The 24,498-nt window shown below is 54.8% G+C and carries 26 protein-coding genes and 1 pseudogene; 17 read left to right on the top strand and 10 right to left on the bottom strand.

All coding sequences use genetic code 11. The features are described from left to right. Positions 1–57: 57 nt before the first annotated feature. On the bottom strand, positions 58–1,059 hold the full coding sequence (gene tilS / locus IQ265_RS17010; RefSeq protein ID WP_194055754.1) for a tRNA lysidine(34) synthetase TilS: 1,002 nt from the start codon (positions 1,057–1,059) through the stop codon (positions 58–60). 197 nt (positions 1,060–1,256) lie between these two features. Here tilS and IQ265_RS17005 point away from each other — a divergent pair, with 197 nt between their 5' ends. Further along, positions 1,257–3,110 carry a tetratricopeptide repeat protein gene (locus tag IQ265_RS17005; RefSeq protein WP_194055753.1) on the top strand — a complete coding sequence of 618 codons (1,854 nt, stop codon included), beginning with the start codon at positions 1,257–1,259 and terminating at the stop codon, positions 3,108–3,110. 506 nt (positions 3,111–3,616) lie between these two features. Here IQ265_RS17005 and IQ265_RS17000 read toward each other — a convergent pair. After that, positions 3,617–3,937 (bottom strand): hypothetical protein, encoded by a 321-nt coding sequence (locus IQ265_RS17000; RefSeq protein ID WP_194055752.1) that lies wholly within the window; start codon positions 3,935–3,937, stop codon positions 3,617–3,619. A 242-nt stretch (positions 3,938–4,179) separates the two neighbouring features. Between IQ265_RS17000 and IQ265_RS16995 the strand changes: the two genes are divergently transcribed. The 3 genes from IQ265_RS16995 (at position 4,180) to IQ265_RS16985 (ending at position 6,618) form a co-directional block, all read left to right on the top strand. Further along, positions 4,180–5,031 (top strand): ABC transporter ATP-binding protein, encoded by an 852-nt coding sequence (locus IQ265_RS16995; protein ID WP_194055751.1) that lies wholly within the window; start codon positions 4,180–4,182, stop codon positions 5,029–5,031. A gap of 366 nt (positions 5,032–5,397) precedes the next feature. Then, the gene (gene scpB / locus IQ265_RS16990) at positions 5,398–5,961 is read left to right on the top strand and encodes an SMC-Scp complex subunit ScpB (protein WP_194055750.1); all 564 of its coding nucleotides are present in this window, start codon (positions 5,398–5,400) and stop codon (positions 5,959–5,961) included. 288 nt (positions 5,962–6,249) lie between these two features. Then, positions 6,250–6,618, top strand: coding sequence for a DUF760 domain-containing protein (locus tag IQ265_RS16985; RefSeq protein WP_194055749.1), 369 nt, complete (start codon positions 6,250–6,252; stop codon positions 6,616–6,618). 46 nt (positions 6,619–6,664) lie between these two features. Here the strand turns inward: IQ265_RS16985 and IQ265_RS16980 are convergent, their stop codons facing one another. After that, entirely contained in the window at positions 6,665–7,489 is an 825-nt protein-coding gene (locus tag IQ265_RS16980; RefSeq protein ID WP_194055748.1) for a sugar phosphate nucleotidyltransferase, read from the bottom strand. A 68-nt stretch (positions 7,490–7,557) separates the two neighbouring features. Here IQ265_RS16980 and IQ265_RS16975 point away from each other — a divergent pair, with 68 nt between their 5' ends. The 6 genes from IQ265_RS16975 (at position 7,558) to IQ265_RS16950 (ending at position 13,142) form a co-directional block, all read left to right on the top strand. After that, entirely contained in the window at positions 7,558–8,160 is a 603-nt protein-coding gene (locus tag IQ265_RS16975; RefSeq protein WP_194055747.1) for an alpha/beta hydrolase, read from the top strand. A 1,255-nt stretch (positions 8,161–9,415) separates the two neighbouring features. Further along, complete coding sequence (gene bchL, locus IQ265_RS16970) at positions 9,416–10,297, top strand: ferredoxin:protochlorophyllide reductase (ATP-dependent) iron-sulfur ATP-binding protein (RefSeq protein WP_194055745.1); 882 nt, start codon at positions 9,416–9,418, stop codon at positions 10,295–10,297. Positions 10,298–10,448: 151 nt separating this feature from the next. Beyond that, positions 10,449–10,796 (top strand): DUF5331 domain-containing protein, encoded by a 348-nt coding sequence (locus IQ265_RS16965; RefSeq protein WP_194055743.1) that lies wholly within the window; start codon positions 10,449–10,451, stop codon positions 10,794–10,796. 85 nt (positions 10,797–10,881) lie between these two features. After that, positions 10,882–11,322, top strand: a complete 441-nt coding sequence (locus IQ265_RS16960; protein ID WP_194055741.1) for a DUF5331 domain-containing protein — start codon at positions 10,882–10,884, stop codon at positions 11,320–11,322. Between the two features lie 27 nt (positions 11,323–11,349). Then, positions 11,350–12,798, top strand: coding sequence for a ferredoxin:protochlorophyllide reductase (ATP-dependent) subunit N (locus IQ265_RS16955; protein ID WP_194055739.1), 1,449 nt, complete (start codon positions 11,350–11,352; stop codon positions 12,796–12,798). Between the two features lie 2 nt (positions 12,799–12,800). Further along, on the top strand, positions 12,801–13,142 hold the full coding sequence (locus IQ265_RS16950) for a hypothetical protein (protein ID WP_194055997.1): 342 nt from the start codon (positions 12,801–12,803) through the stop codon (positions 13,140–13,142). A 332-nt stretch (positions 13,143–13,474) separates the two neighbouring features. Here the strand turns inward: IQ265_RS16950 and IQ265_RS16945 are convergent, their stop codons facing one another. From IQ265_RS16945 to IQ265_RS16935, 3 genes are all read right to left on the bottom strand, one after another. After that, positions 13,475–14,152, bottom strand: coding sequence for a hypothetical protein (locus tag IQ265_RS16945; protein ID WP_194055737.1), 678 nt, complete (start codon positions 14,150–14,152; stop codon positions 13,475–13,477). A 62-nt stretch (positions 14,153–14,214) separates the two neighbouring features. Further along, positions 14,215–14,823, bottom strand: coding sequence for a hypothetical protein (locus tag IQ265_RS16940; RefSeq protein WP_194055735.1), 609 nt, complete (start codon positions 14,821–14,823; stop codon positions 14,215–14,217). A 402-nt stretch (positions 14,824–15,225) separates the two neighbouring features. Beyond that, the gene (locus tag IQ265_RS16935; protein WP_194055733.1) at positions 15,226–15,471 is read right to left on the bottom strand and encodes a helix-turn-helix transcriptional regulator; all 246 of its coding nucleotides are present in this window, start codon (positions 15,469–15,471) and stop codon (positions 15,226–15,228) included. Positions 15,472–15,588: 117 nt separating this feature from the next. Here IQ265_RS16935 and IQ265_RS16930 point away from each other — a divergent pair, with 117 nt between their 5' ends. Both IQ265_RS16930 and IQ265_RS16925 read left to right on the top strand, forming a co-directional pair. Further along, positions 15,589–15,828 carry a hypothetical protein gene (locus tag IQ265_RS16930; protein ID WP_194055731.1) on the top strand — a complete coding sequence of 80 codons (240 nt, stop codon included), beginning with the start codon at positions 15,589–15,591 and terminating at the stop codon, positions 15,826–15,828. Positions 15,829–15,923: 95 nt separating this feature from the next. Continuing rightward, on the top strand, positions 15,924–16,154 hold the full coding sequence (locus IQ265_RS16925; RefSeq protein WP_194055729.1) for a hypothetical protein: 231 nt from the start codon (positions 15,924–15,926) through the stop codon (positions 16,152–16,154). A 216-nt stretch (positions 16,155–16,370) separates the two neighbouring features. Here the strand turns inward: IQ265_RS16925 and IQ265_RS16920 are convergent, their stop codons facing one another. The 3 genes and pseudogenes from IQ265_RS16920 to IQ265_RS16915 form a co-directional block, all read right to left on the bottom strand. After that, positions 16,371–17,603 carry a glycoside hydrolase family 10 protein gene (locus IQ265_RS16920; RefSeq protein WP_194055727.1) on the bottom strand — a complete coding sequence of 411 codons (1,233 nt, stop codon included), beginning with the start codon at positions 17,601–17,603 and terminating at the stop codon, positions 16,371–16,373. Positions 17,604–17,826: 223 nt separating this feature from the next. Continuing rightward, positions 17,827–18,032, bottom strand: a pseudogene (locus IQ265_RS30125) (type II toxin-antitoxin system PemK/MazF family toxin); the annotation flags it as partial. A gap of 106 nt (positions 18,033–18,138) precedes the next feature. Further along, the gene (locus tag IQ265_RS16915) at positions 18,139–19,056 is read right to left on the bottom strand and encodes a LysR family transcriptional regulator (protein WP_194055725.1); all 918 of its coding nucleotides are present in this window, start codon (positions 19,054–19,056) and stop codon (positions 18,139–18,141) included. A 90-nt stretch (positions 19,057–19,146) separates the two neighbouring features. On the opposite strand from IQ265_RS16915, the gene IQ265_RS16910 reads away from it, so the two are divergent. The 5 genes from IQ265_RS16910 to IQ265_RS16890 all read left to right on the top strand — a co-directional run bounded on the left by IQ265_RS16910 (position 19,147) and on the right by IQ265_RS16890 (position 22,605). Next, on the top strand, positions 19,147–19,593 hold the full coding sequence (locus IQ265_RS16910) for an ester cyclase (protein WP_194055723.1): 447 nt from the start codon (positions 19,147–19,149) through the stop codon (positions 19,591–19,593). A gap of 175 nt (positions 19,594–19,768) precedes the next feature. Next, a complete protein-coding gene (locus IQ265_RS16905; protein ID WP_194055721.1) occupies positions 19,769–20,665 on the top strand; it encodes a gluconolactonase in 897 nt (298 codons plus the stop codon). Between the two features lie 4 nt (positions 20,666–20,669). Next, positions 20,670–21,221 (top strand): antibiotic biosynthesis monooxygenase, encoded by a 552-nt coding sequence (locus IQ265_RS16900; protein ID WP_194055719.1) that lies wholly within the window; start codon positions 20,670–20,672, stop codon positions 21,219–21,221. A 27-nt stretch (positions 21,222–21,248) separates the two neighbouring features. Further along, on the top strand, positions 21,249–21,899 hold the full coding sequence (locus tag IQ265_RS16895; RefSeq protein ID WP_194055717.1) for an SDR family NAD(P)-dependent oxidoreductase: 651 nt from the start codon (positions 21,249–21,251) through the stop codon (positions 21,897–21,899). 7 nt (positions 21,900–21,906) lie between these two features. Further along, on the top strand, positions 21,907–22,605 hold the full coding sequence (locus IQ265_RS16890; RefSeq protein WP_194055715.1) for an SDR family oxidoreductase: 699 nt from the start codon (positions 21,907–21,909) through the stop codon (positions 22,603–22,605). A 212-nt stretch (positions 22,606–22,817) separates the two neighbouring features. Here IQ265_RS16890 and ffh read toward each other — a convergent pair whose 3' ends face one another. After that, the gene (gene ffh, locus IQ265_RS16885; protein WP_194055713.1) at positions 22,818–24,293 is read right to left on the bottom strand and encodes a signal recognition particle protein; all 1,476 of its coding nucleotides are present in this window, start codon (positions 24,291–24,293) and stop codon (positions 22,818–22,820) included. Positions 24,294–24,498: the final 205 nt, after the last annotated feature.

Here is a 24,498-nt window from a genome sequence, read left to right as displayed (position 1 = left end):
CAGATGAAATTCAGTGCAATGTCGTTATTCTAAAACCCCGTGCCATTCGCCATCCACCTATTGGTACCCTCTCACGACCACCCAATCGCCTTCAACCACCGCGATCGCCCCACCAGGGAACGGAGCACTCTGGCTGCCGTTGGGGGCACTCAGCAGGGGCACCAGGTTTTCAACATGCTCGAAGCTCACCTGAGCTACCGTGACCTGCTGCAGCACGCGCCGCAGCACGCGCCGCTGGAGCGCTAGCGGGGCGGCTCTGAGGGGCGATCGCTGAATTTTCCAGACTTCGGCTTCTGTGGGTGGCAAAACCGCCACGTTGTATAGCTCTGCCGCCATCGTTTCGAGCAAATCGACCTCAGCGGCGAGAATCTCAGCGGTGTGGGCTAGGGTCGTTTCTGCCCCTGGGTTAAAGTGCGATCGCAGGTAGGGCAGCAGCTCTAGGCGAATGCGGTTGCGGGCGTAGCGGGTGTCCTGGTTGGTGGAATCTTGCCAAACGGGGAGATCAAACTGGCGGCAAAATTCCCCGGTTTGCTGGCGGGTTAGCTCCAGCAGGGGGCGCACTACAGATACAGGGCTATTGGGCGTTAGGGGGCGATGCCAGGCCAGGGCCTGCAGACCATCGGTGCCGCTGCCCCTCAGCAGGTTGTAGAGCAGGGTTTCGGCGCGATCGCTGGCCGTGTGGCCCGTCACGACCTGGCGGCAATGCTCTTGAATCGCTATCTCCTCAAAGACCTGGTAGCGCCACTGGCGAGCGGCGGCTTCGCTAGAAGTCTGGATCTCAGCCGTTACGACACGGCAGGGAATACCCCAGTCTTGACACAGCTGCTGCACAAACTCAGCGTTGGCGGCAGAATCGGCCCGCCACTGGTGATCGCAGTGCACCACCCGCAGCGACCAGCCCCACTTGGGCTGCAAATCGACCAGCAGCTTGAGCAGACAGATCGAATCTTGCCCCCCCGAGACCGCCACCAAAACCGCTGTTTCCTGAGGCAGCAGCGGGCGCACTTTCAGCCGTCGATGCACCCCGGCGTGGATGGTACTCCAGGCAACCTCGCCCATACTCCACCTGTAAATCTCAGGACAAATCTAGGGATTGCCGCCTGCCTCTCAGACTACCTCACCCCAGCGGTTTGGCCGAGGTTTAGCGCCCTCAGCCCAGCCCAATTGGAGCTGAATCTCTGAAAAATCTATGGCACACTTGGGCAACGGCACCTTTTCTCTGCTTTCCTTGCACCCTCTGAACGGCATGGCGACCTATGGCTCAACCATACCAAACGCTCATTGATGACATTGTTGCCGCTACCCTCAAGGGCAAAATTCAGTCGAAGCAGCAGGTCTACCGTATGCTGCAGGCCGGGGTAGAGCCCGGCAGTGGTGAGTTGTTTGAGCGGGCTTTAGAAGCTACTCTGGCTGCCCTGGAGCCGGACCTAGCCCCCAGTGACGATGAATTTAAGCACGCTAAAGCCGTGCGTAAGCACCGTGCCCTGCGCACAATCCAGGGCGAATGGCAACGCTGGCAGGCCGACAACCAGGCTACAGCGGTCATTACCGGAGTAGAGACAGAAATTTTGAATGCCCCCCCGGCAGAACGCCTCTCTCAGCTGGTGGCGGCCCTCGACCCCAACCGCGACCACCCCCTATCGCGAGAACAACTGGTGCAGCTGGCGCGGGCGCTGAAGCAGGCTCCGGCCCCTTCGGAGGCGACCCCAGCCACCGAGGCCGCACCGGCCCTATCCACCCTGGCCGAGGGCCTAGAGCAGGGCATTACCGCCTGGCAGCAGCTCGAAGGCGATGTGGTCGGCTGGATTTACGCCCAGGGACAGCAGATTGGCTTTAGTCAGCCGGGCGATCGCCCCAGCCCCTGGCAGCACTGGGGCCGCATCGTTAGTCAGCCCGCCCTCAAGCGCTTGTTTGAAGACCTGGCCCTGCACCAAACCGTGACCACTGCTGGTGTCACAGTGCCCCTAAGAGTGGCCGACTGGGTAGCTTGGGGCGTAGTCTTGCAGCGGTTACAGCTGGCCCTGGTGAACTGGTTTGATCGCCAGCCCTACGACCCCCAAGCGGGCAAGCGCCTCTCCATCGCCACCTTTCTCACCTTCGCCGTGGTCTGGGGCCAAATTTCTAGCCGCCTGGGCGAACAGGGCCAGCGCCCGTTAGCCAGGGGATCGTTTCAGCTGGCCCTGCAGGGGCTGCGCCAGTTTGCCAACCAGAGCTACTTTCCCCTCTACGGTGGCCTGTTCACCGCCCTCTCCGGGGAACCCCTGCGCGCCCTGCTCGACTACCTCGACCAGCCCCTCCAAGAAGTCGCCAATACCGCCGTCAAAGCCCGCATTCTCACGCTGCTAGGCTACTCGCAGCGGGCGCTGGGCAACTACAGCCAGGCCCAGCGCTTTCACCAGCAGGCCCTAGAGGTGGCCCGCGAAGCCAAAGATGTGCCCTGCGAGATTGCCAGCCTCAACCACCTCAGCCGCACCTGCGTCGCCCAGCAAGACTTTGAAACCGCCCAGGGCCACAGCCAGCGGGCGCTGATTTTGGCTCGCCAAAGCGGCGATCGCATTGGCCAGGCCAACGCCCTGGCTAACCTCGGTTACAGCCAGGTCGCCCAGGGCCAGTCACAGCTGCTCGAAGCCGAACAGTACGAGACTGTCCTCAGCTACCTCGAACAGGGGCTGGCCCTCTCAGAGCAGGTGGGCGATCGCCCCAGCCAGGCTCTCTGCGCTAACAGCCTCGGCATTGCCCAGCTCAAGCTTGGCCAGTACCGCGATGCGATCGCCTCCCTTCAGCAGGGGCTTCAGGTGGCCCAGGCGATCGGCGATCGCTTCCTGATGGCCTCTAACTTCGCCAATATGGCCGCCGCTCACCAGGGCGACGGCAACCTCGAACAGGCCGTGCTCACTGGCTGCCTGGGCATGTACCTACTACACCAGATCGACTCCCCCGAATGGCGACAGCCCGCCGCTCTGCTCAGCATTCTCTACGGCCAGCTTGGCCCCGAAACTTTCGAAAGCATTCTCGCCGACCACCGCCGCCAGTTCCTCGCCGTCATCGGCGTCGATGGCTACGACTTTTTGCAGCCGCTTTTGGCCCGGTATCGGGAGTCGTTGGAGTAGGCGGGTRGATGGGTRGGCGGGTGGATGGGTAGATGGATGATGGTCCCTGAGTGGAGTTATTCGCATTAGCGTCTCCCGTAGGGAGAAAGGGTGTGGATGGGTGGATGAGGAAGGTGAGGGAGTGGGGGGATAGGAGGCCGGGAAAAAGCTGGGGGTTGAGAACCGCAGGGTTGAGTGTTGCCTACAGGCTGATTGGCAGAATAGAGGTTTAAACCGACGAGAGATCAGTCCTTTCCGTTGGGTCCAGGGCGGCGGCACGGCCCTGGTCGACGGGGTCTGGGGGCAATCGAAACGCCCCCAGCGGTAGGTTTGGCTTTAGTCCCGTAATCGTCGTCTGCAGCAGTTGATATGAGCTGAAATCAAAGTGCAGTGGCTATGCTGCGCCATTTACCCCAATCGAGGCTGGTGAGCAGTGCCCATCCTACGGTTGAACTGGTGGGCAGTGCCCACCCTACGGTTGAACTTGCACTACGGTGTAATTTGCATCGGGCGCAAGCCCCGCGCCCCTACGCCTCCTCATCGTATTCATCGGCAGCAATCCAAGTGCTGGCAGGGCGCAGCGCATCCGGAATCGCCACATCGTCGGTAAACTCCAGCACCGTCTCCCGGTAACCCAAATACCCCGATTCCATAAACGACACCAGCATGCGCCCCACCGCTGGCCACACCACATCGGCAAACTCCCAGTCGTGGTTAAACCCCGCCCGGTCGGCGATCGACCTAAGCGCCCAAAAATAGCTGTTGCGCACCATTGATCCCGACTTTTTGTAGGCGGGCACATCCTCCTGGTGCAGGTAGAGAATGTCGTGGTCAATGTGGGCGCGCATGGGCAACTTGGGATTTTAGATTTTGGATTTGTAGTGAGCTTGCCGAATTATTGGCGATTTTGGATTAGGCTAACCCCCCGTAGCTGCACCTTCGACAACCCACCGCCTAAGCAACTGCATGACCGGGGTAGTTGAGTGCTAGGGTAAGACTATTCACATTATGTTACAGATGGTTTAGGGCAAAGGCGGTTCGCCTCACCTCGATCGCTGTAACGCCTACGGTTGGAGCCTGACCAGTCGCTATGCCTGCTGCGGTTTGCCTGCGAAATGTCCACAAAGTTTATAACGGGGTCGATGTTGTCAACGACCTCTCACTCACGATTGGTAACGGGGAAGTGTTTGGTCTCCTTGGCCCCAATGGAGCGGGCAAATCGACGACTATTCGGATGGCAACTACCCTCACCCGACCCAGTGATGGTCATGTAGTTGTATCCGGCTACGATGTCGTCCGTCAGCAACTTGACGTTCGCCGTCAGATTGGCGTAGTGCTTCAGCAGACCAGCGTCGATGGCGACCTCACCGTGTGGGAAAATATGGAGCTACACGGACGTATGCACCATATCCCTGCTGCTCAGCGCCGCCAAGCCATCGTCAACTGGCTGGGGTACGTCGAGCTGGCCGATCGCCGCGACGACAAGGTCAAAACCCTTTCTGGCGGCATGAAGCGGCGGCTGCAAATTGCCCGCGCCCTGCTGCACAACCCCAAAATCCTTTTTCTCGATGAGCCCACCGTGGGCCTCGACCCCCAAACCCGCCGCCGACTGTGGGAAATCATCCGCGATCTCAATCGGCAGGGCATGACCATGCTGCTCACCACTCACTACATGGAAGAAGTGGAGTACCTGTGCGATCGCATCGGCATTCTCGACCAGGGCAAGCTGATTGAGCTGGGTACCCTGGCGCAATTTCGCCAGCGCCACGGCGAAGGCATTTTGATGACTCAGCGCGGCGATCGCTGGGATTATCGGTTCTTCCCCACCCTGGAAGCTGCCAACGCCCACCTCGACCAGCAGCCCGACAAAACCGGCATGATGACCCGCCCCTCCAACCTCGAAGACATCTTTGTAGAGCTAACCGGACATAATTTGGATTGATCTGCGGTGCATTGCTGCGCGAATGCACCCTACGCAGCTACGCAGCCTGTCCACTCAAGAATTCTCAGCTGCCCACTAGCCTATTTGCAAAACATAGGTTTAAACCGATGATCAGCCAATCCTTTCCGTGAGGTGAAGGACGACGGAACGTCCTTCTCGACGGGGGTCTGGGGCCAGCGAATTGGTCCCAGCAGCCGATCTGGCTCTTGCCCCAAATTGTGCGCTGCCCCAACCCTGGCACGATTAGCCCCATCTTGCCGAGCAAACGCCGTTTGCCCCTACACAAAACTCTCTTCCTTAGCCAAAATCAACCGTTTACAGCAATCAACGCTAGGCTTGAGAATGGTCTCCCGGTACTGACGATCTATGCCTGGTCTCGCCACCACCATCGAAGCCATTCTGTACCTCAAAGGGCAGCCCCTCGACATTGGCAAACTGGCCGAACTAGCCCGCTGCGATCGCGAAGACATTGAGGAGGGGCTGATCGAGCTGATGGACGAATACGCCCACCGCGACGGTGCCCTCGAAATTGTCGAAACCGTTGACGGCTACTGCCTTCAGCTCAAAGAACGCTACCGGTTCTTAGTGGATCTATTAATTCCCATTGATCTAGGGGTCGGCGCACTGCGCACCCTGGCGGCGATCGCCCTCAAAGGCCCCATCAGTCAGACCGACCTGGTCGAGCTACGCGGCTCCGGCGTTTATCAGCACGTGCCAGAGCTGGTGGCCCAGGGTTTTGTGCGCAAGCGACGCCAGGCCGAGGGGCGATCGTCGTTGGTGCAGGTCACCGACAAGTTTTATCAGCATTTTGAGATCGATCAGCTGCCCGAGCTGCGGGTTAAGGGGGCAACCCCTCCCCAGGTCGCCGATGCCGCTGAAGATGATGACGAAGGGGAGCCTGAGCAACCCGAAGTACCAGAGGTCGACTAAGTTGCTTAGCCTAGGGCAATGACCTATTCTGTCAAGATATTGTAAAGAGAATATTTAGGCATAATTGTGCCTCTGATAGCCTCTAGGCCTGGCTTTTGGCCCAGCAGAGCCAGCCCAAGCCATCTAGTCGACGTAATATTTCATGATTCGTTACGCTATTATCGGGAAGAGTAAGTAGGTAAAGGCAGGACTGGGGTTGCCTTGATCACAGCGGATTCATCGAATCCAATCGCCCCGCATTTGGTACCCGCCGTCGCCTACGTTGTGACCAGAGGTCTCTGAGATTCCATGGTATTTAACCCTGAAGACGCTGAATTCATTGGCATGTCCACCAATAGCGACCAAGTCAATGAGTTGCTCAAATATCTCCAGCACCAGTCACCGGAGGTGTTGTCTCGGGTGGCTCAGTCAGTAAGCGGCGAAATCAAGCAAATCATTGCTCACAATGTACAAGGTCTAGTGGGCGTGCTGCCTAGCGAAGGCTTCAACGTTCAGGTCACCACCGATCGCGAAAATCTGGCCGGGCTGCTGGCCTCCGCCATGATGACGGGCTACTTTCTGCGCCAGATGGAGCAGCGCATGGAGCTAGAGCACACGGTGTCTGGCTCTGTTTTTGGCACCGACTTTGGCGCTGACGACATCCATCTCGACGATTAGCCCTTTCAGGGTGAATTAGGCTGCTGGATCATTCAGCCATGTAGGTTCAAACGTCTGAGAATGGATACTGCTGAATGGCACTAGCCAAGTTTTCTGGCGTGCCAATGTCAAGATAGCTGCCCTGGGCAAAAGGCTCGGCCTCGACCCGCAGACCAACCTCTATTGCCGCCTGCATAACATCGCCAATGGGCGTTTCAACGTAGGGCGGCAGGGTCGTGAGGTGCTGAGGAATTTGGTTACCGATCAGGGCTTGGGTGCGATCGCGCACAAACCCATGCAAAAAGTCTGAAAATGTGGGCCGCCAAGCAGCGATCGCCCACATATAGGGCAGGTGGGTAAAGCTCGATTTTTCGTAGATGCCCCGCACTACCCCAGCCCCATCAAAATCAACCACTCCAGCCTTTTCAGGCTGCTGGGTAGGAAACAGGCCCAGCACGACATCGGCATTACCCCCGTGCAACCGCTCTAGCAGCACCTGGTAGGCATGGTCTGGCTCAAACAAAATGTCTGGGAACCCCAGCACTACCGTCGCTCCTCGCAAAAACGGGTAAGCCTGGTTGAGGCTAAAGGGCACCCCAAAGGGCACGTGCACCGTTAAATAACTCAGGTGCATTCCCACATCGGCCCCGTCCCCCAAAAAGTTAGGAATATCCCACTTACCAGACCGCAGAATAAAAAACGCCTGCGTTGCCCCTGCCCGCTGCATCTTTTCGAGCAAATAGTGGCACACTACCTTCGGTCGCGGCCCCACCTTGCCCGCTACCATACGAAAACCAACCGGAAACAATTCTTTGCTCATCGGCAGTGGCGAAATGCGCGTACCCTGCCCGGCAGCAGGAATGAGACCAATGGTGGGTGGGAAGGAGGTCATCGCGATAGAAACTTTTGGGGTGAGAGAGTCGTCTCTAATTATCTTGGAGTAGGAGTGAGCAGAGCACTATGCACCAATTCTTACAGGTTGCAGATCAGCTATTTTCATCGTCGTCAGCGCTGCTGCACCGCCTAGGGCAAGGTACAGCTACACTGGCCCTCGTCGGTGCATCTCTCGCCGGGTTGGCCGTAGCAGCGCCTCAGGCTACCGCCGCCGACAATATTCAGATCACCTACGGGGCGCTAGAAGCCCCCCCGATCGCCGTCAGCGATCTGGAGTCTTTTGCTCGCACCGGCATCCCCAGCCGCGATTTGCAACTGCTGCTCAATATTCTCCGCATTGAGGAGGACCAGGCGCGTCAGGTGCTCACCCAAAATGTTCTAGTCGATGCTGATAGCCTGCGAGACGGTTCAAACACCTTCGCTGGGCAGTTTATCTGGCGGCTGCTGGCTACCACCTTGACCTTCTCAGACAACGATAGCCCCGGCTGGGAACTCCTGCGCAACGCCGTCTTAGACACCGCCGCCAGCGGCGAGCTGACTATCTTAGACGTACTGCGCACTATCGAAGCTACCACCCTGCAGGTCGATGGTCGGCGGGTTATGGCGATCGCATCGCAAATCGACTTCGAGCGCTTTGGCGACCTAGCCGCCATCCTCCTGGGTAAGTAGCGGGAGTTGAGCGGCCAAAACGCTCAAGCGTTGAGTCCCTGAAGACAACTTAGAAGAGCAGAAACTCGGCTATCCTCAGCCCATGTCTCTGCCTCACGCCAACTCAGCCGCTAACGGGGCCAAATCTAGCAGCAATCCCTGCGCTAACGACGTCTACGCCTGAACTTAGTCTCAAGCTCAGCTGCTGCGATCGCACGTTTGAAGCCAGCTTGACTTGCCCAACCTAACCGAGGAAAACGCAGCTTTGGGCAAGCAGCGCCCAGAATTCCGCGATCGACTCAGTCTGCTGCGAGAGCATTGACTGAGATAACACTATTAACCTGAACACCGTAGCCGCAGCTGGGTCGCGGGTGAGTTCAGCACAGTACGTCTCCAGTTCAGTGCCCCTATAGCCAGGTAAAAGCCCTCGGTGCCTGGTTCTTTTCAGGCAAACCCAGCGACCTGGTGAGTTCTACCAAATCTCGAATGAATACCCCCAGCTTGTAGTGGCGTAGCATGCTATGCCCCTACGGGCCTGATTATAAATAAGGGCTTACCAAATCGGATTTGGAATTAGGTCAGAGGCTTAGCCAACCAGACCAGATCGGCTTTAGCAAAAGACGGCGCTCTCCCCCGCAGACCGGACAACGCCCACCGAAGTTTTTGTTCTCTCCATGCCCGACTCGTTACATTGCGTTGCATCGAGAGAAAGTTTACGAATGTATAGAAAACTCCTCTGGGGTTTTGCGGCAGCCGCAAATTGGGCAGCCTGTCTTCCCTCCTGCGCGATTCTCTTGGACCCCAACGCGAGTTTTAGAGGGTAATCCCTTTGCTTTAGCCACCGCTTAGCGCCCTCCTAGCGATCGAAGCTACCTGCAGACCTGCGCTTCGGAAGGCACACTCCCCTACAAGATTTAAGATTCTTTTATTTGCTATTGTTCTCAATTAAGGAAATCAGAATCCTAAAATCTTCAAAACTAGCCCAATTAAAACTGGTAGCTGATTTTAGCGATTCCGTAAGCAAAAGCTCTACCCAATTCCTTTCTAGCAAGGTTTGCGAGGGTACTCATTCTCGGCTCCCCTTCACAAGGCCTGGGCGATATCGCCATAATCCAAACAGCCGAAACACCTTGGGCGCGTAGGTAACTGCGTAGACCCTGTTTGTTTAACAGTCAATCCAGGTCCAGCGGCCAAGTCCGGCAGGTAGCGTTTCTATCCAAAAGACTTCCCCTGGACTGGGTTTGGCTTTATTCGCCCTAGATGAGTATTCTCCCCTATGGTTCACCAGACTCTCAAGCTTTCTGTGTATGGGAAAGGGGGCATTGGTAAGTCCACCACCAGCTGTAATATTTCGGTGGCCCTAGCCAAGCGGGGCCGCAAAGTATTGCAGATTGGCTGCGACCCCAAGCACGACAGCACCTTTACCCTGACCGGGTTTCTCATTCCCACCATCATCGACACCCTGCAAGAAAAGAACTTCCACTACGAAGACGTATGGGCTGAAGATGTGATCTACAAGGGCTACGGTGGCGTTAGCTGCGTAGAGGCGGGTGGCCCTCCTGCGGGCGCGGGCTGCGGTGGCTATGTGGTGGGTGAAACCGTCAAGCTGCTCAAAGAACTCAACGCCTTCGACGAGTACGACGTGATTCTCTTCGATGTGCTGGGAGACGTGGTCTGCGGCGGTTTTGCGGCCCCGCTGAACTACTCTGACTACTGCCTGATTGTCACCGACAACGGTTTTGACGCCCTGTTTGCCGCCAACCGCATCGCTGCCTCGGTGCGCGAGAAGGCCCGTACCCACCCCCTGCGCCTGGCGGGGCTGATCGGCAACCGCACCTCGAAGCGCGACCTGATCGACAAGTACATTGAGCATGTGCCCATGCCCGTGCTGGAAATTTTGCCCCTAATCGAAGACATTCGCATCTCGCGGGTGAAGGGCAAGACGGTGTTTGAAATGGCTGAAACCGACCCCGCGCTAGAGCCGGTGTGCCAGTACTACCTCAACATTGCCGACCAGATTTTGGCCCGCCCCGAGGGTGTCGTGCCCGAAGATGCCGCCGATCGCGAGCTGTTTAGCCTGCTGTCAGACTTCTACCTCAACCCGCCTGAGGGCGCACCCAAACAAGAGAAGGAGGAGCTAGATCTGATGATGGTTTAGGCGAATGGTGGGCATCGCCCACCCGACTTAACCCCATGCTGCAAAAATCCCCCTCGATTGAGTTCTAATCCTGAAGCACTGCATTATCATCGGTACGCGGCGGTGCAAACCCAGCCGCTACCTATAGGCGATTTAGCAAAGAGTCAGGATTATGGCCTTTTTTGAGAACTTTACCCAGGTCATTCGCCAAAAGTGGTTAGACTACGTGCAATCTAACCGAGCTTGGTTGACGCTGCAGATGCAGCAGACCTCGGTGCGAACCCCCGATGGCGGTCGTCGTCCTTCCTCCTTTTTAGTGTTGGGGGTGGTGAATGCCCTGGAACCCAAACTGTCGAACCTGATGGTGCCTTTCTACAAGCTCAACCCTGACGAGGATGCATTAGTAGAAGTACTGGGGCTCAACTTTGACCCTGAGATGGTATTGGATAACCCCGACCACACTCAGACCATTGAGGCCCAGGACGATCAACCGCTTTTGCCTGATTCCCCAGATATGTAGACCTGTTAACAGACCCGTACGATTGCGGTTTTCTGATTTAATCAATCTCTGAACATGAGGTTGGCGAACTCCGCCCGAGGCATCTGTGAACAGCAAACAACTGCGGCGATCGCTCAAAATCAAGTGGTTGACCTACTACCGCGACAACCGCGAGTGGATCGACAAATTGGGCATATGGGTAACCAGTAACGGGCACAGGCGGCCCTCGTCGGGCTTTATTTTGGGGGCACTAGCCACCCTAGAACCCGACCTGACCAACCTGCTCCCCCTGGTGGTGGATTTAAGCAGCAACCCCGATCGCATTATTTCTGCCCTGGGTTTGGATATCAGCCCGGTGAAGGAGCTAGAGGCGCTAGAGCAGGCCCACAAGATGTTGCCCGGTAGCGCTCAAGCCGAAGTTTCTCTCTCGCCCTCTGAGACAGTTACCTCCGTCACAATTGATGCCCCGCCACCGCTCTCCCCCGCCTACGACGACGAAGCCTGCTCAGGCTCAGGCGGCAGGGAGGATGATAGACCCAGGCCATAAGTCCTTCACTAGGGAGATACCCCGACGATGACCCTGGCCCAAGCTCAACCCAACGCTTCCGCCCTTGAATTTGACTGCGACACCGGCAACTACCACACCTTTTGCCCCATCAGCTGTGTAGCGTGGCTATACCAAAAAATTGAAGACAGCTTTTTCTTGGTGATTGGTACCAAGACCTGCGGCTACTTTTTGCAAAACGCCATGGGGGTGATGATTTTTGCTGAACCCCGCTACGCTATGGCCGAGCTAGAAGAAGGCGATATCTCGGCTCAGCTCAACGATTACGAGGAGCTAAAGCGGCTGTGTGAGGGCATTAAGCGCGATCGCAACCCCTCGGTGATCGTCTGGATTGGTACCTGCACCACCGAGATCATCAAAATGGATCTCGAAGGGCTAGCTCCCCGCCTCGAAGCCGAAATCGGTATTCCTATCGTGGTGGCCCGCGCCAACGGCCTCGACTACGCCTTTACCCAGGGCGAAGACACCGTACTAGCCGCTATGGCCCAGCGCTGCCCCACCGAAGCAGAGGCCGCTGCCAAGCAGCCCGCCGCGCCTAAAGCCGAACCCAAAGAAGGCCAGGGCGGCATTCAAAAGCTGCTGGGCCTGGGACGCAAAAAAGCAGAAGAAGTTACAGATCCCGTTGCAGAAGACACCCCCTACCACGACCACCCGCCCCTGGTGCTGTTTGGCTCGGTGCCTGACCCCATCGTCACCCAAATGACCCTAGAGCTAAAGAAGCAGGGCATTAAAGTCGATGGCTGGCTGCCCACCAAGCTCTACACCGACCTGCCCACCGTCGACGAAGGCTACTACGTCGCGGGCATTAACCCCTTTCTCTCGCGCACGGCCACCACGCTGATGCGCCGCCGCAAGTGCAAACTCATCGGCGCACCCTTCCCCATTGGCCCCGACGGCACCCGCGCCTGGATTGAGAAAATCTGCTCGGTGTTCAACATTGAGCCCCAGGGCATGGATGAGCGCGAAGCCAAAATCTGGGAATCGGTAGAAGACTACCTGGAAATCATTCGCGGTAAGTCGGTCTACTTCATGGGCGACAACCTGTTGGAGATCTCCCTAGCCCGCTTCCTCACCCGCTGCGGCATGACGGTGCAAGAAATTGGCATTCCTTACATGGATAAGCGCTACCAGGCCGCCGAGCTAGCCCTGCTAGAGAAAACCTGCAACGAAATGGGCCAACCGCTGCCCAAAATTACCGAAAAGCCCGACAACTACAACCAGATTCAGCGCATTCAAGAGCTGCACCCCGACCTGGTGATTACGGGCATGGCCCACGCCAACCCGCTAGAAGCGCGCGGCATTAGCACCAAGTGGTCGGTGGAGTTTACCTTCGCCCAAATCCACGGCTTCAGCAACACCCGCGACATTCTGGAGTTGGTGACGCGCCCCCTCCGCCGCAACAACAACCTCAAAGACCTCGGCTGGGAGAAGCTGGTCAAGGAAGAAGCGAAAGTGTAAGGTTGCCTCTAAATCAGGCTGAGTTTCCCACTTATTTAAGGAAACTTAGCCTGATTGTTAGAGGCCCTAATGAACACAAAGGCAATGTTTTAGAGAAACAGTTAATAGCAATGGCTCTTGTTGAAAACATTGAGTTACTTAGGAAAGATCGTCAAAGTATTCATAAACCAGTTGAATGCTGTGCATTTGTGATTAGTGAATCTGGTGAAAAATACATTCAAATCGATACATACGGCTCAGAAGAACGACAACAAGCTGGGAGGATAAGCCAAACAATTCAGTTTTCAAAGAAGGCAGCAAAGCAACTTAAGGAAATGATTGAGAATACGTATTTAGATCTTTAAAGCAATAAAAAGCGACGTCCGCGCATGCGTTCTAAAGCTTGTCTCGCTTAAATTTCTCAATTATTAGATCCACAGCAAAGGAACAAACTTCTAGGGATTTTAGTCCGTGGAAGGTGCAGGATGACAGATGATCGCCCTTCCTAAAGTACTTACTTTTGATAGCGAGCGCTATCAGCCACTTTTAGCGTCACTAATGGATAGCTTGGGGGAGTCGATTGTTTACGCGCTCTGACAGAGCTAGTCCCCTCATCCTGCAAAAACTTTAGCTCTCATTAGCTCCATTCACAGTCAGGCAATTGGAATGGCCTTCAGTCTCAATATAGATAATACAATCAGGGTAAGGGGATACCAGCGGATCGAATCGCAAGCCTAATAACTTCTTTAGCGACATCGCTTATAGTAGCGTCAGCTAAGGATCGTCCCCACTTCAATAATTTGTCGCGCATATTGCTGCTCTCTTGCGCTGATTCGGCCAATTTCTCTGCCACTTCTAACTGGGCTTGCCTTTCATCCACACCATTAACCTTGAGCTGATCAATTAGCTTAAGGATTTGTGGTGCAGCCTCATCTAAGTCCTGACTCAAACCGATGTTATTGATTGTTAGATTCGTGATATTGACAATCTGCCTAGCTTTAGAATCAGTAGAAGTCTTAACATGAGCCTTAGGCTTCATATTCCTACGCAAAAAGACTACACCTATTCCAACCAACATTGGAATGACTGAGAGCAAATATTTCAACCATTCTCTTGGTGGAGATGGCGAAATAACGCCAGAATTCGTCAGTTCGTAAGTCCGCAGCTTATTTCTTTCCTCTTCTTGAAACTTAGGCTGGTCTAAGACTTGATTAGTAATGCTCAACAACTGTGCTGCATACTGAGTATTTTCTCCTGCGTTAGAAATTGCGATTGCATATCTCTCACTATCTGCCAAGATATATCCTTCACCTTCTGGGTATAGAATATAGTCTCTATCTTTAAAGGGTCTTCCACCTTCAACGCCATCTTCCAAAAGAACTTTAAGAATTATAGCGTCACTAGCAAATGCTTGTATTTCTTCGTTTTCGAGAGCTTCTAAAACAGCCTCTCTGGTGTTATATCTGTAGGTTCTGAAGCCTGGGACTGGAGCCTATCCAATGTGGTTGTTTCAACAATAGCACCTATATCGATCCTCTGCTTTATCTCTTGCTTTATAGCTTCTAAAAGAGTGGTTCTATTACGATCAGGCAAATATTGATCAGCTATTTCCCTTTTCATCAATAGTTTAATACCCGTTTCATAAAAACTATTGTCAGAAAAGATAACCAAGTTCCCATCTATGTTCTGCCTTGAATTGGGTCCACACTGCATATCAAGCCTGTCCGAAGGTTCGTCCGTTAGCAACGAGCCCCATCTAGGATACTTAGTTCCTTTGTAGTCATTAACAATTTCACGATACTCAACTCTAATATTAGGATTACCTTGCTGTAACTCTCTCTCCAACTGCTGCCCAAACGCGTAGCAAAACCCACTCCAAACCCAGGAGCCGCCTTCACTCCTTTTTGCAGCGATAGGAGGGACTGTAGTTCGCATTCCAAGTTTGATTGTCTCAGGCATCACAGGTTGGGCAACACCCCTAAGTCCTCCCATGATAAGTAACGCAAGACTCAAAATGAAGACTACTGTGTACTTTAGCTTATCCATAATTGACTGAGCTAGAAGTGGGCAAGTTGAATAATGCTACCAATGAACTGAACTGTACATGCTTGTAATATCAGCTTCATACCAATCTAACAGTCGCTTTAACCACTTATTGACATTAATTAGCTACATCACTTGCTCAGCTATTTACGGTTTCTTTCTGCAGGTTGAGGCTTATATAAGTGCCATGATACTCACGTAGTAAGTTAGCTCAAGAATACCTTAGTTGATAGGCTGAGTCGTACTGTTAGTTTTTAGCCGGGGCCGAAACCAGGTCTATAACTTCCTCCTTGGCCTGGCGAGGTAAATTTTGGATCTTGTTAACAATGAGATACATAGGGATACATACTGAAATTAATCCTTATCTTGGTACTCTCAATAATGCTCCCTAGACCTTCCTATTCATCAAGCATTTTCATCGCCTTGAATAATTTCACCCAAATATAAATCCACAAACGTCTGGGCTGCTTTAGAGTTTAGCTGGTTCAACGCTACGGTAATCAACGTAATTGTGTCGCCACCAGGGTCAGTACGCTCATGGGTCCAGCGGTAAACCACCGTGCGCTCAATCCCCATTGTGACCGCCAGCTTGTTCTGACTGATGCCGTAGGTCTCCAAGACCTGTTTTAACACTCGCCCTGCCTTTCCCATGCCCCAATCATGTCAGGGGACGATGAGAGCGTAAATGTGAACACACTTGTCTACATCGTGTATAGTTTCAGATGTGAGCAAACTTGTTCACATCGTCGTACTCATCACCCTGCACCTATGTCAGAAGAATTCATCCCCAACAGCGAAATCTACAGCGCCCCTCCTGGCAGCCCTGCCCCCCAGCCCAGCCGCGAACCCATCCACATCACCGTCATCGGCTCCGCCACAGGCATCGACCTAGTGATCAAAATCCTCCATCGCCTCGGCTTTGCCGAAGCCCGTGCCTGGAGCAAACCCCAAATTGACCCCAATACCGGCAGACCCATGCGCGTGCTCACTAAATGGCTGCGGTACTAGGCGACTATTCGCCCACATGCCACAGCAAGCGATAGTTCAAGCCGCAATGCTCTGGCTATGAGGTTGAGTAACATAGTAGAAAACACCTTGCAGCTATGGCCCAAGCCACCGACGACCTCAACGCTAACCCCACCCAGGCGCAGCAGATTCTCGAAGAAGTGCGGGAGCTGCGCCAGAAGGTTGAGCAGGCCAACCAAAAAAATAACGAATTTAACCAGAAGTTCGACAACCACCAGAAGACAACCCAGTGGGTTGTGCAACTGGCCTTTAGCCTGATTGCTGCTGCTACCGTGACCGTTATCGTTTTAACGGTGCTAGGTCGATGAGGCGATCGCGAACCTTTGGTCAGCGGTCAGGTTTGACCGTTAAAAGGTAGCCGATCGCATCCATAAAACATTGGGTCACTCATCGTATCCCCAAATTTTTCGTAAGAAGGTGACACTGTCGGGAGCGATCGCAGGCGGCGTTCATCGAGCCTGATGAATATCTTGCAGAATCTTTGCTTAACTCACTGCCAGCCTAAGCGTGGCAGGGTAGCGCACTTAAGCTTGGCGACGTAGGCTAAACCGGGACGCTGGAACGCTAAACAAATCCCGGAAGCGAGCCTGGCGCTCTGCCACAGGCTCCGGCGCATCGTACCAGAGGCTTTCGTAATAGAAAAAGGCCACCCCTAACCCCTGAGCCGTCGATCGCATCACCTGGGATTGAATCATCGACATCGGCATGGGGCGATGGCGTAACCCAGTCATGATGCCAATGCCCACCGGGATTTGAGTTTGGGCCGTTTGAATTTCGGGCCGCAAAATTTGATCCGTAAAGCTGTTTATGTCCCAGCGGTAGACCTGTACCAGCAGCTCGTCCACCAGGCCACGGTTGATCCAGCCTACCCAATCCTGCAAAAACGAGTTGTAGGCCGTGTCATAGGGATTAGGCGATACAGAAAAGATGGCCTGGGGACGATGCTGTTTCACCGTCTGGTTGAGCTGGGCCACAAAGTCTGTGATCTTGTCTGCCCGCCAGCGCATCCAGGCCGGATCGCGAGGGTTACTCGGCACCGGCTGTTTGGTTTCTTGCTGGTATAGCGCCACGGTGTAGGGGTCATAGCCAAAGTCGCTGGGCAGGGCCGTGTGGTCATCGAACTGAATGCCGTCGATGTCGTAGCGGGTAGCAATTTCGGCCACCAGACTGTTGATGAACTGCTGCACCTCTGGCTTAAACGGGTTGAGCCACACCACTTCCCCCGCCGCACTGCCCGAGGTCTGGCTGCCGTCCTGGCGCTGGGTCAGCCAGTCTGGGTGAGCCGTAGCCAACTCGGATGACGGCGGGGTCATAAAGCCAAACTCAAACCACGGGATGGCCAACAATCCCTGGCGGTGAGCCTGGTTAATCACGTCCGCCAGAATGTCCTGCCCCGCAGCGCCTCGGTGAATGTAGGGTATCCCGGCTCGCTGGGCAATCACGCTGGGGTAGAGGGCATAGCCCGAATTCCAAACTACTGGGTAGACCGTATTGAAGTTGAGCTGGGACAACTCGGCCATAGCGCTCTGCACCTGAGAGGAGTCCCGCAGCATATTCATGTCGTTGGTAGTCAGCCACACCCCCCGGATTTTCTGGAAGCTCTGGGGAATTGGCGCAAGCTGCCCCGGCTCTGCCTCCCAGGGCACCACCGAAGGCGGAAATGCGATTGCAGGTCCACCTAGCATCACCACCGCTAGCAGCGCGGCCCAAAACAGCAGAATCCGGTGTTTTAGTTTGTGTTTGAGCGGAGAAGTCATAGGGGGAAGGGCTATTGGCTGTCGGCTATTCTACTGGCTTTGGCTTGTGGGCGTGATGCTTTGGGCCCGTGCTGTTACTCAAGACATATCCCTATGCCCAAAATCCGGACAATTGATCAGCTTCAAACGTTGCACCATCGACAATAACAGAGGGCGTGGTCGCAAGGTTAAGTGCGTTTTCGTTGTGCGCCTTGAGTCTCTAGGTCTGCTGGCACGGGCAAAATTACTCGGCAAACCGTTCAGCCAGGGTTTCTAGTACCCGGCTTTGCTCGTCGGGGCTGATTTGCCCCAGGCGCTTGACTAGGCAGCTTTGTCCACAGGGCGAATCCGGTCGAGCACGTTCTGCCCAGCGTTGCCTTGAAACTGACAGGCCACGCGGGCTGAGTAGCGTCTGCCTGTGGTGGTGATAGGGACAACGATGACCGTGGCTGGTGGTTCGTACTATTCTGATTATGGCTATAGCTGCGCCCCAGTCCTTCCTAACTCAGCAATTCATAGAACTCTCACTTGTTCAGATTTGTCAGTTCACGGGCCCCTACATCTCCAGATCTTGACTAATGGTCTGGATGATTTTTCGTAGCCAAACGTTGGCTGGGTCACGGTCTTTGAGCTTGCTCCAGGCCATGGCAATGCTCCAGGAGGGCAGCGCCAGGGGCAGCTCAAAACACTGCACAGGGTAGTACTTAACAAAGTGCTGCTCTAAACATGAGGGAATAGCCGCTAGCAGGTCAGAGGCTGCGATCGCCGTCGGTAGTGCAAACCAGTAGGGCACCGTCAGCGCAATGCGCCGCTGCAGCCCTTGCTCAGCTAATTTTTGATCAACAATACCCACGTCATCTCGCCGCAGCGTAAATAGGGCGTGGGGAAAGCTCACAAAGTCTTGCAGACTCAGCTGGTTGAGTTTAAGCGCAGGATGGCCCAATTGACAGACGCCAAGGAACCGCTCAAACAGCAGATTTTCTACCAAAATGTGGGAGGGTAAGTTAGCAAACGTGCCCAGGGCTAAGTCAATCACATCTTGCTCTAACAGTTCTACGAACGACTCTTTTTCTACAGTAATTAAACGCAGATCAACGGACGGAGCCTGCTCTTTCAGAAGTACCAGCAGCTTCGGCAAAATTAGGCTGGCGAAATAGTCGGATGTGGCCAGGGTAAACACCGTTTGTGAAGCGGCCGGATCGAACGATCGCGGCTTAGCCAGGGCAGCACGAATGGCATTTAGTGCAGCAGTCACCTGAGGGGCGATCGCCTCGGCTTTAGCGGTAGGCTTCATTTCTCGACCCACTCGCACAAACAGATCGTCGGCAAAGAGCGATCGCAGTCGGCCCAGGGCTGCACTCATAGCAGGCTGCCCCACGTGAATGCGTTGGGCCGCCGCCGTTACGCTCTGCTCGGCATACAGTGCTTCAAAGGCAACGAGCAGGTTGAGGTCAATAGCGCTCAGATCTATCATTCACAGTAATAGCTTGTATGTTTACTATCAATTTGATTTATCTTAGCGCTGCCGTTATGGTAAGGCTTAAGCAAGTTAGAGAAGTAAATCATGACTGACTTGGAAAGCCAAAATTTAGCGATCGCCCGTCGATACGTTGAGCAGTTTTTAGGCAAAGGCGACATGAGCTTAGCCGCAGAACTGCTAGCCGAAAATGTCCAGATTATCACTGGTCTCAAACCCACTGGCCCCATCGAAGGTATTGAGGAATACAAACAAGTTTTTTCTAGCTTCTATGACGCCTTTCCTGATGTCAAACCTCTAGAGATTCAAGATAGTTTTGCCGCAGGCGATCGCGTTGTTGTGCGCTTTAAGTCATTTCAAAAACACATTAAAGACTATTTCGGTATTCCAAAGAGCGATCGCGTGATTACTTTTCATGAATCCCACGTTATGCGGCTTGCCAACGGCAAAATCATTGAAAATGTTGTCAGCGCTACAAACCTGGAGTTCGAAATGCTGATGGCTCCAGTGTTGACACCCCTAATTCTCACCTAGGCAGCCGTTCATTTGGGGTTCTATCCCGCTGCGCTTGCAAACAAGACTGTCTACATCAAGAATGCCTCAATTTTGTTGGCCAGGATACATGCTTATTTTCTGAGTTTGGCTCAAAATCACCCATGGCGTTTGAGATGCCAGGCTTCATTCTTTTTTCTCCCTATGCAATATTCCTATGACCTTGCCAGACCTCTATACTGATGCGACAGTTCAGCTAGCTCAAGCTCAAACTATCGCCACTTTTCCGGTCCATACGTTTCTAGAAAACCTGGCGATCGCGCCCACGGGCGAAATCTTTGTCACCAGCCATGAAGCTGGAGAAATTATCACGCTCGATCGCGAGCAAAAAGTGGGGCTATATACCAAGCTCGATGGCAAAGTCACCGGCATTGCTATGGTTGGAGACGACAGCTTCCTAGTCAACGGCTGGAATGCAGAAAACGTTCCCTTTGTGGCGATTTTAGCGAGTGGCGAGGTGCAGTTTCTGCATACGCTACCGGAGGCCATGTTTCTCAATGGTATTACGCCGCTTACAGCCGATCAGTACCTAATAGCCGACTCCTATCGAGGCGCAATTTGGTCCTTTGATCTCAAAACTCAAACCTCCAATGTTTGGCTAGAGCATCCGCTGCTGGCCCGCGATGACAACACCAATCCGTTCCCAGGCGCTAACGGCTTAAAGCGACTTGGCGACTATCTCTACGTTTCTAACACTCAGCAAAAGCTGCTAGTGCGTATTTTACTCGATGTCGATCAGATGCCGCAGACCCCGGAGGTATTTGTGAAAAACACCAACCTCGATGATTTCGCCTTCGATATCCACGGCAACCTCTACGGCACTACCCATGTCTACAACAGCGTGGTGCGCATCGATCGCGATCGCAATACCACCATCATTGCTCAAGCCGACCAGGGCGTCACTGGCTGCACCGCCGTAGCGTTTTACGGCACAGGGCTCTATGTGGTCAACAACGGCGGCATGTCCTATCCGCCGCCGGAAGGGGTTGAACCGGCTCAAATTGTGCGGCTAGAGGTTGGGGTTGAAGGCGCACCGCTGCTCAGTGCAGGCTAGGGCAATGCAACACGACCCTCCCGTAACAGTGGATGTATTGCAGAGCATTAGGTCAGGAAAAGAGCGGCAGTTTGAAGCGCTACTAGAGCAAATTATCGGCACCGCCAGCACTTTTGAAGGCTATCTGGGCTCCTCTGTCTTTCGCCCTAGTGATCAAAATCCGTCAGAATACCGCGTTATCTTTAAGTTCGATCGCCTGGAGCATTTAAAGCGCTGGGAAAATTCTACCGCTCGGCAAAACTATCTAAACCAAGCCAAAGATCTCACCGTAGATGAAGGCACGTTTTTGATTATCACCGGATTAGAAACCTGGTTTACGCTTCCCGGAAAACCGGGTCTCAAGCCTCCGGTTCGCTACAAAATGGTGGCAGTTACGGGAATCGCCATTTTTGCTATCAATCGAGTCTTGGCCTTGCTGCCAACGACTTGGTTAGGCATGTTTCCACCCCTGGTACAACTGCTTATTTTAGTGTTTGTTACCACCGCTTTAATGACCTACGTCGTTATGCCCAGGCTAACTAAGCTGTTGGCCTGGTGGCTCTATCCCAATCAGTAGTCTTTAGCTCAAAAAGAAGGAATAACCATGGCAGAACTGTGTGTAATCGTGGGCATGGGAGAAGGAAATGGCATGGCGATCGCCCGCAAATTTGCCAGCGCAGGATTTGCGATCGCGATGGTCGCCCGTAACGCAGAAAAGCTCAAAAGCTATCAATCAACCCTGCAATCAGAAAACATCACCTCCCACTATTTTCTAGCAGATGCTGGCGACGGGGCAGCCCTAAAAACAGCACTTGAGGCCATTCAAACCCAGCTGGGTACGCCAGCGGTACTGGTCTACAATGCCGCCGTGCCTCGTATGGAAAGCGTGCTGCAAACCGAGGCAGAAACCCTGGTGAGTGACTTTCGCGCCAATGTCGCCGGGGCGATCGCCTGCGTTCAGGCCGTCCTTCCCGCTATGCAGACCGAGCAAAAGGGGACGCTGCTGTTCACAGGCGGCGGGTTCGCCCTCTACCCCGACCCCAACTTTGTCTCCCTTTCTTTGGGTAAAGCCGGCATTCGCGTACTGGCCAATACCCTCCATGCAGCACTAAAAGATTCGCCCATTAAGGTGGGTACCGTCACCATCTGCGGCACGGTGAATGGCGACGACCCCAAGTACAGCAGCGATGCGATCGCCGAGCAGTACTGGCATCTCCACACCGCCGACAATAGTGAGTACGAAACTATTTACTAGGGGAACCATGAGCCACGAACCAAAAACGGTTGTCGTTGTCGGCGCTAGCCGAGGCATTGGTGCGGCAGTTGCCCAGCATTTTGACCACCAGGGTCATCGGGTGTGGTCAGTCTCTAGAAGCCCCGCCGTCGCCGGTCACTGGGTACAGGCCGATGTTTCTAAACCCGAGGGTATAGGGGCGATCGCCGCTGCCCTCGGCGACACCCCTATCGATGCCCTGCTATTCATGGGCGGCGTATGGGAAGCAGGGGCATTCACTAACGCCTACGACTTTTTGGCCAGCTCCGATGCCGAGACCCGCTGGGTGATCAGCATCAACACCATCGCCCCGATCGAGATTACGCGATCGCTTGCCGCTAACCTCTCCCAGGCCGCCAACCCCAAGGCAATCTACATCGGTGCCCTCTCTGGGCTAGACAACTGTGCCTCTACGGAGGTGGCCAACACCGCCGCTAAGTTTGGCCTGCGGGGCGCGGTGCAGGCCCTGCGGCTGGCACTGGGTCGCCAAAACATTGGCTTCACCGTCATCAACCCCGGCAACATAGCCACCGAGGAAGTCTTGCTCGACATTGAGGAAGGTCGGTTCGGCCCGCAGACGCCCATTCCGATCACGGTCATCAACTCCGCCATCGACTGGCTGCTGAGCCTGCCACCCAGCGTAGATGTGCCGGAGCTGAATCTGTGGCAGCGGTCCGGCGATCGCTAGGGGTCTTGCAAGTTGAGTGGCGCGTTAGCAAAACCCAACAGCCGTAGGCCTAGGCCTTTGAGCTACAACGCACCGATGACCGCAACACTGGCAGACAGGCAGAGGCCCATCCCCAAAATGGGTAGTCATTCGAGTCTTGGAAGCCCCTAGAAAAAGTCCTGTGGGCTAGCCATCCCAGCTAGCCACTTCCCAATCACCAAAGCCTGACAGAGTTAAAGCTGGCCAAAGCCCTTCTTTTTCTTCTGGCTTTTCTGCTTTTTGTTGCTGGGGGCACGAAAGCCGGGCTGAGCCCCGCCGCCCATGCCCGGTAACCCCGGCATACCGCCACCCATGCCCGGAAAGCCGCCGCCCATGCCTGGCATACCGCCACCCATCCCCGGCAGGCCACCGCCGCGCCCCATCTGCTGCATCATCGTGCGCATCTTGGTGAAGTCGCTAACTAGCTTGCCCACGTCCTTTTCTTGATGGCCCGAGCCAGCGGCGATGCGGCGGCGGCGGCTGGGGGAACTGGAGAGCAGGTTGGGCTGCTTGCGCTCCTGGGTGGTCATGGAGTTGATCATGGCTTCGCAGCGTTTGAGCTGGGCCTCGCCCTGCTCCAGCATGTCGCCCGTAATCTGCTTGCCCATACCTGGGATCAGCTTCATGATGCCGCCCAGCGAGCCCATGCTCTTCATAAAGCGCATTTGCTTGAGAAAATCGTCGAAGTCAAACTCGGCTTCCAGAATTTTCTGCGTCAGCTTTTCGGCATCAGCAATGTCAACCGCTTCCTGGGCTTTTTCGACCAGGGTAAGCACGTCGCCCATGCCGAGGATGCGGGAGGCCATGCGATCGGGGTAGAAGGGCTGCAGGGCCTCTACCTTTTCACCCACGCCAATAAACTTGATCGGCTGGCCCGAAATCTGCCGCACTGAGAGGGCTGCCCCGCCCCGCGCATCGCCATCCATTTTGGTGAGAATGGCCCCGGTGATGCCAATCTCGTCGTGGAAGGTGCGGGTCAGGTTCGCCGCTTCCTGGCCGGTCATGGCATCGACTACCAGCAGCACCTCGTCGGGGTCGATGGCGGTCTTGATGTCAGCCAGTTCAGCCATCATCTTGGGGTCGATCTGCAGACGACCCGCCGTGTCCACAATTACGGTATCGACCCCGTCGGCTTTGGCTCTTTCGACCCCCTGACGGGCGATGTCAACGGGGTTGGCATCGGTGCCCAGCTCAAATACGGGCACGTCGATCTGCTTGCCGAGGGTGACTAGCTGATCGATCGCGGCGGGGCGGTAAACGTCGGTAGCCACCAGCAGGGTGCTGCGATTTTCTTTGCGCAGGTGCAGGGCCAGCTTAGCGGTGGCGGTGGTTTTACCCGTACCCTGCAGGCCCGCCATCAGCACCACGGTGGGCTTGGTGGGCGAGTTGGCTAGGGGAGCGTTGGTGTCGCCCATCAGGCGCACCAGCTCGTCGTTTACCACTTTAATGAACTGCTGGTCGGGGCTGACGCCCTTAACCACCTCAATGCCCAGGGCGTTTTCTTTGACCTGGGCGATAAAGTCTTTGATCACCTGGAGGTTGACATCGGCCTCTAGCAGGGCGCGGCGCACCTCGCGCAGGGCACTATCGATGTTAGACTCGCTGATTTTGTCCTGGCCACGCAGGCTTTTCCAGGCAGATTCAAGACGGTCGGACAGGGCTTCAAACATGGTTTAACGGGGAGAATAATCCTGGGGCGCAAGTTCCATTCTAAGGGGTGAAGGCCCTAACCAGGAGCGCAACCAGCACTGTCAGGTATAACCCACTGCAGTTGGGTACCATAGGTATTAAAAAATCAACATCCGCCGTAGGTTAGGCTGTGCGGGTAGTAGATTGAAGTTTCGCTGTAGAGATATCTTTTACCGGATCTCTGCA

The sequence above is a fragment of the Nodosilinea sp. LEGE 06152 genome, from assembly GCF_015207525.1.
Classification (GTDB): domain Bacteria; phylum Cyanobacteriota; class Cyanobacteriia; order Phormidesmidales; family Phormidesmidaceae; genus Nodosilinea.
This window is presented reverse-complemented; position numbering and strand designations above follow the sequence as displayed.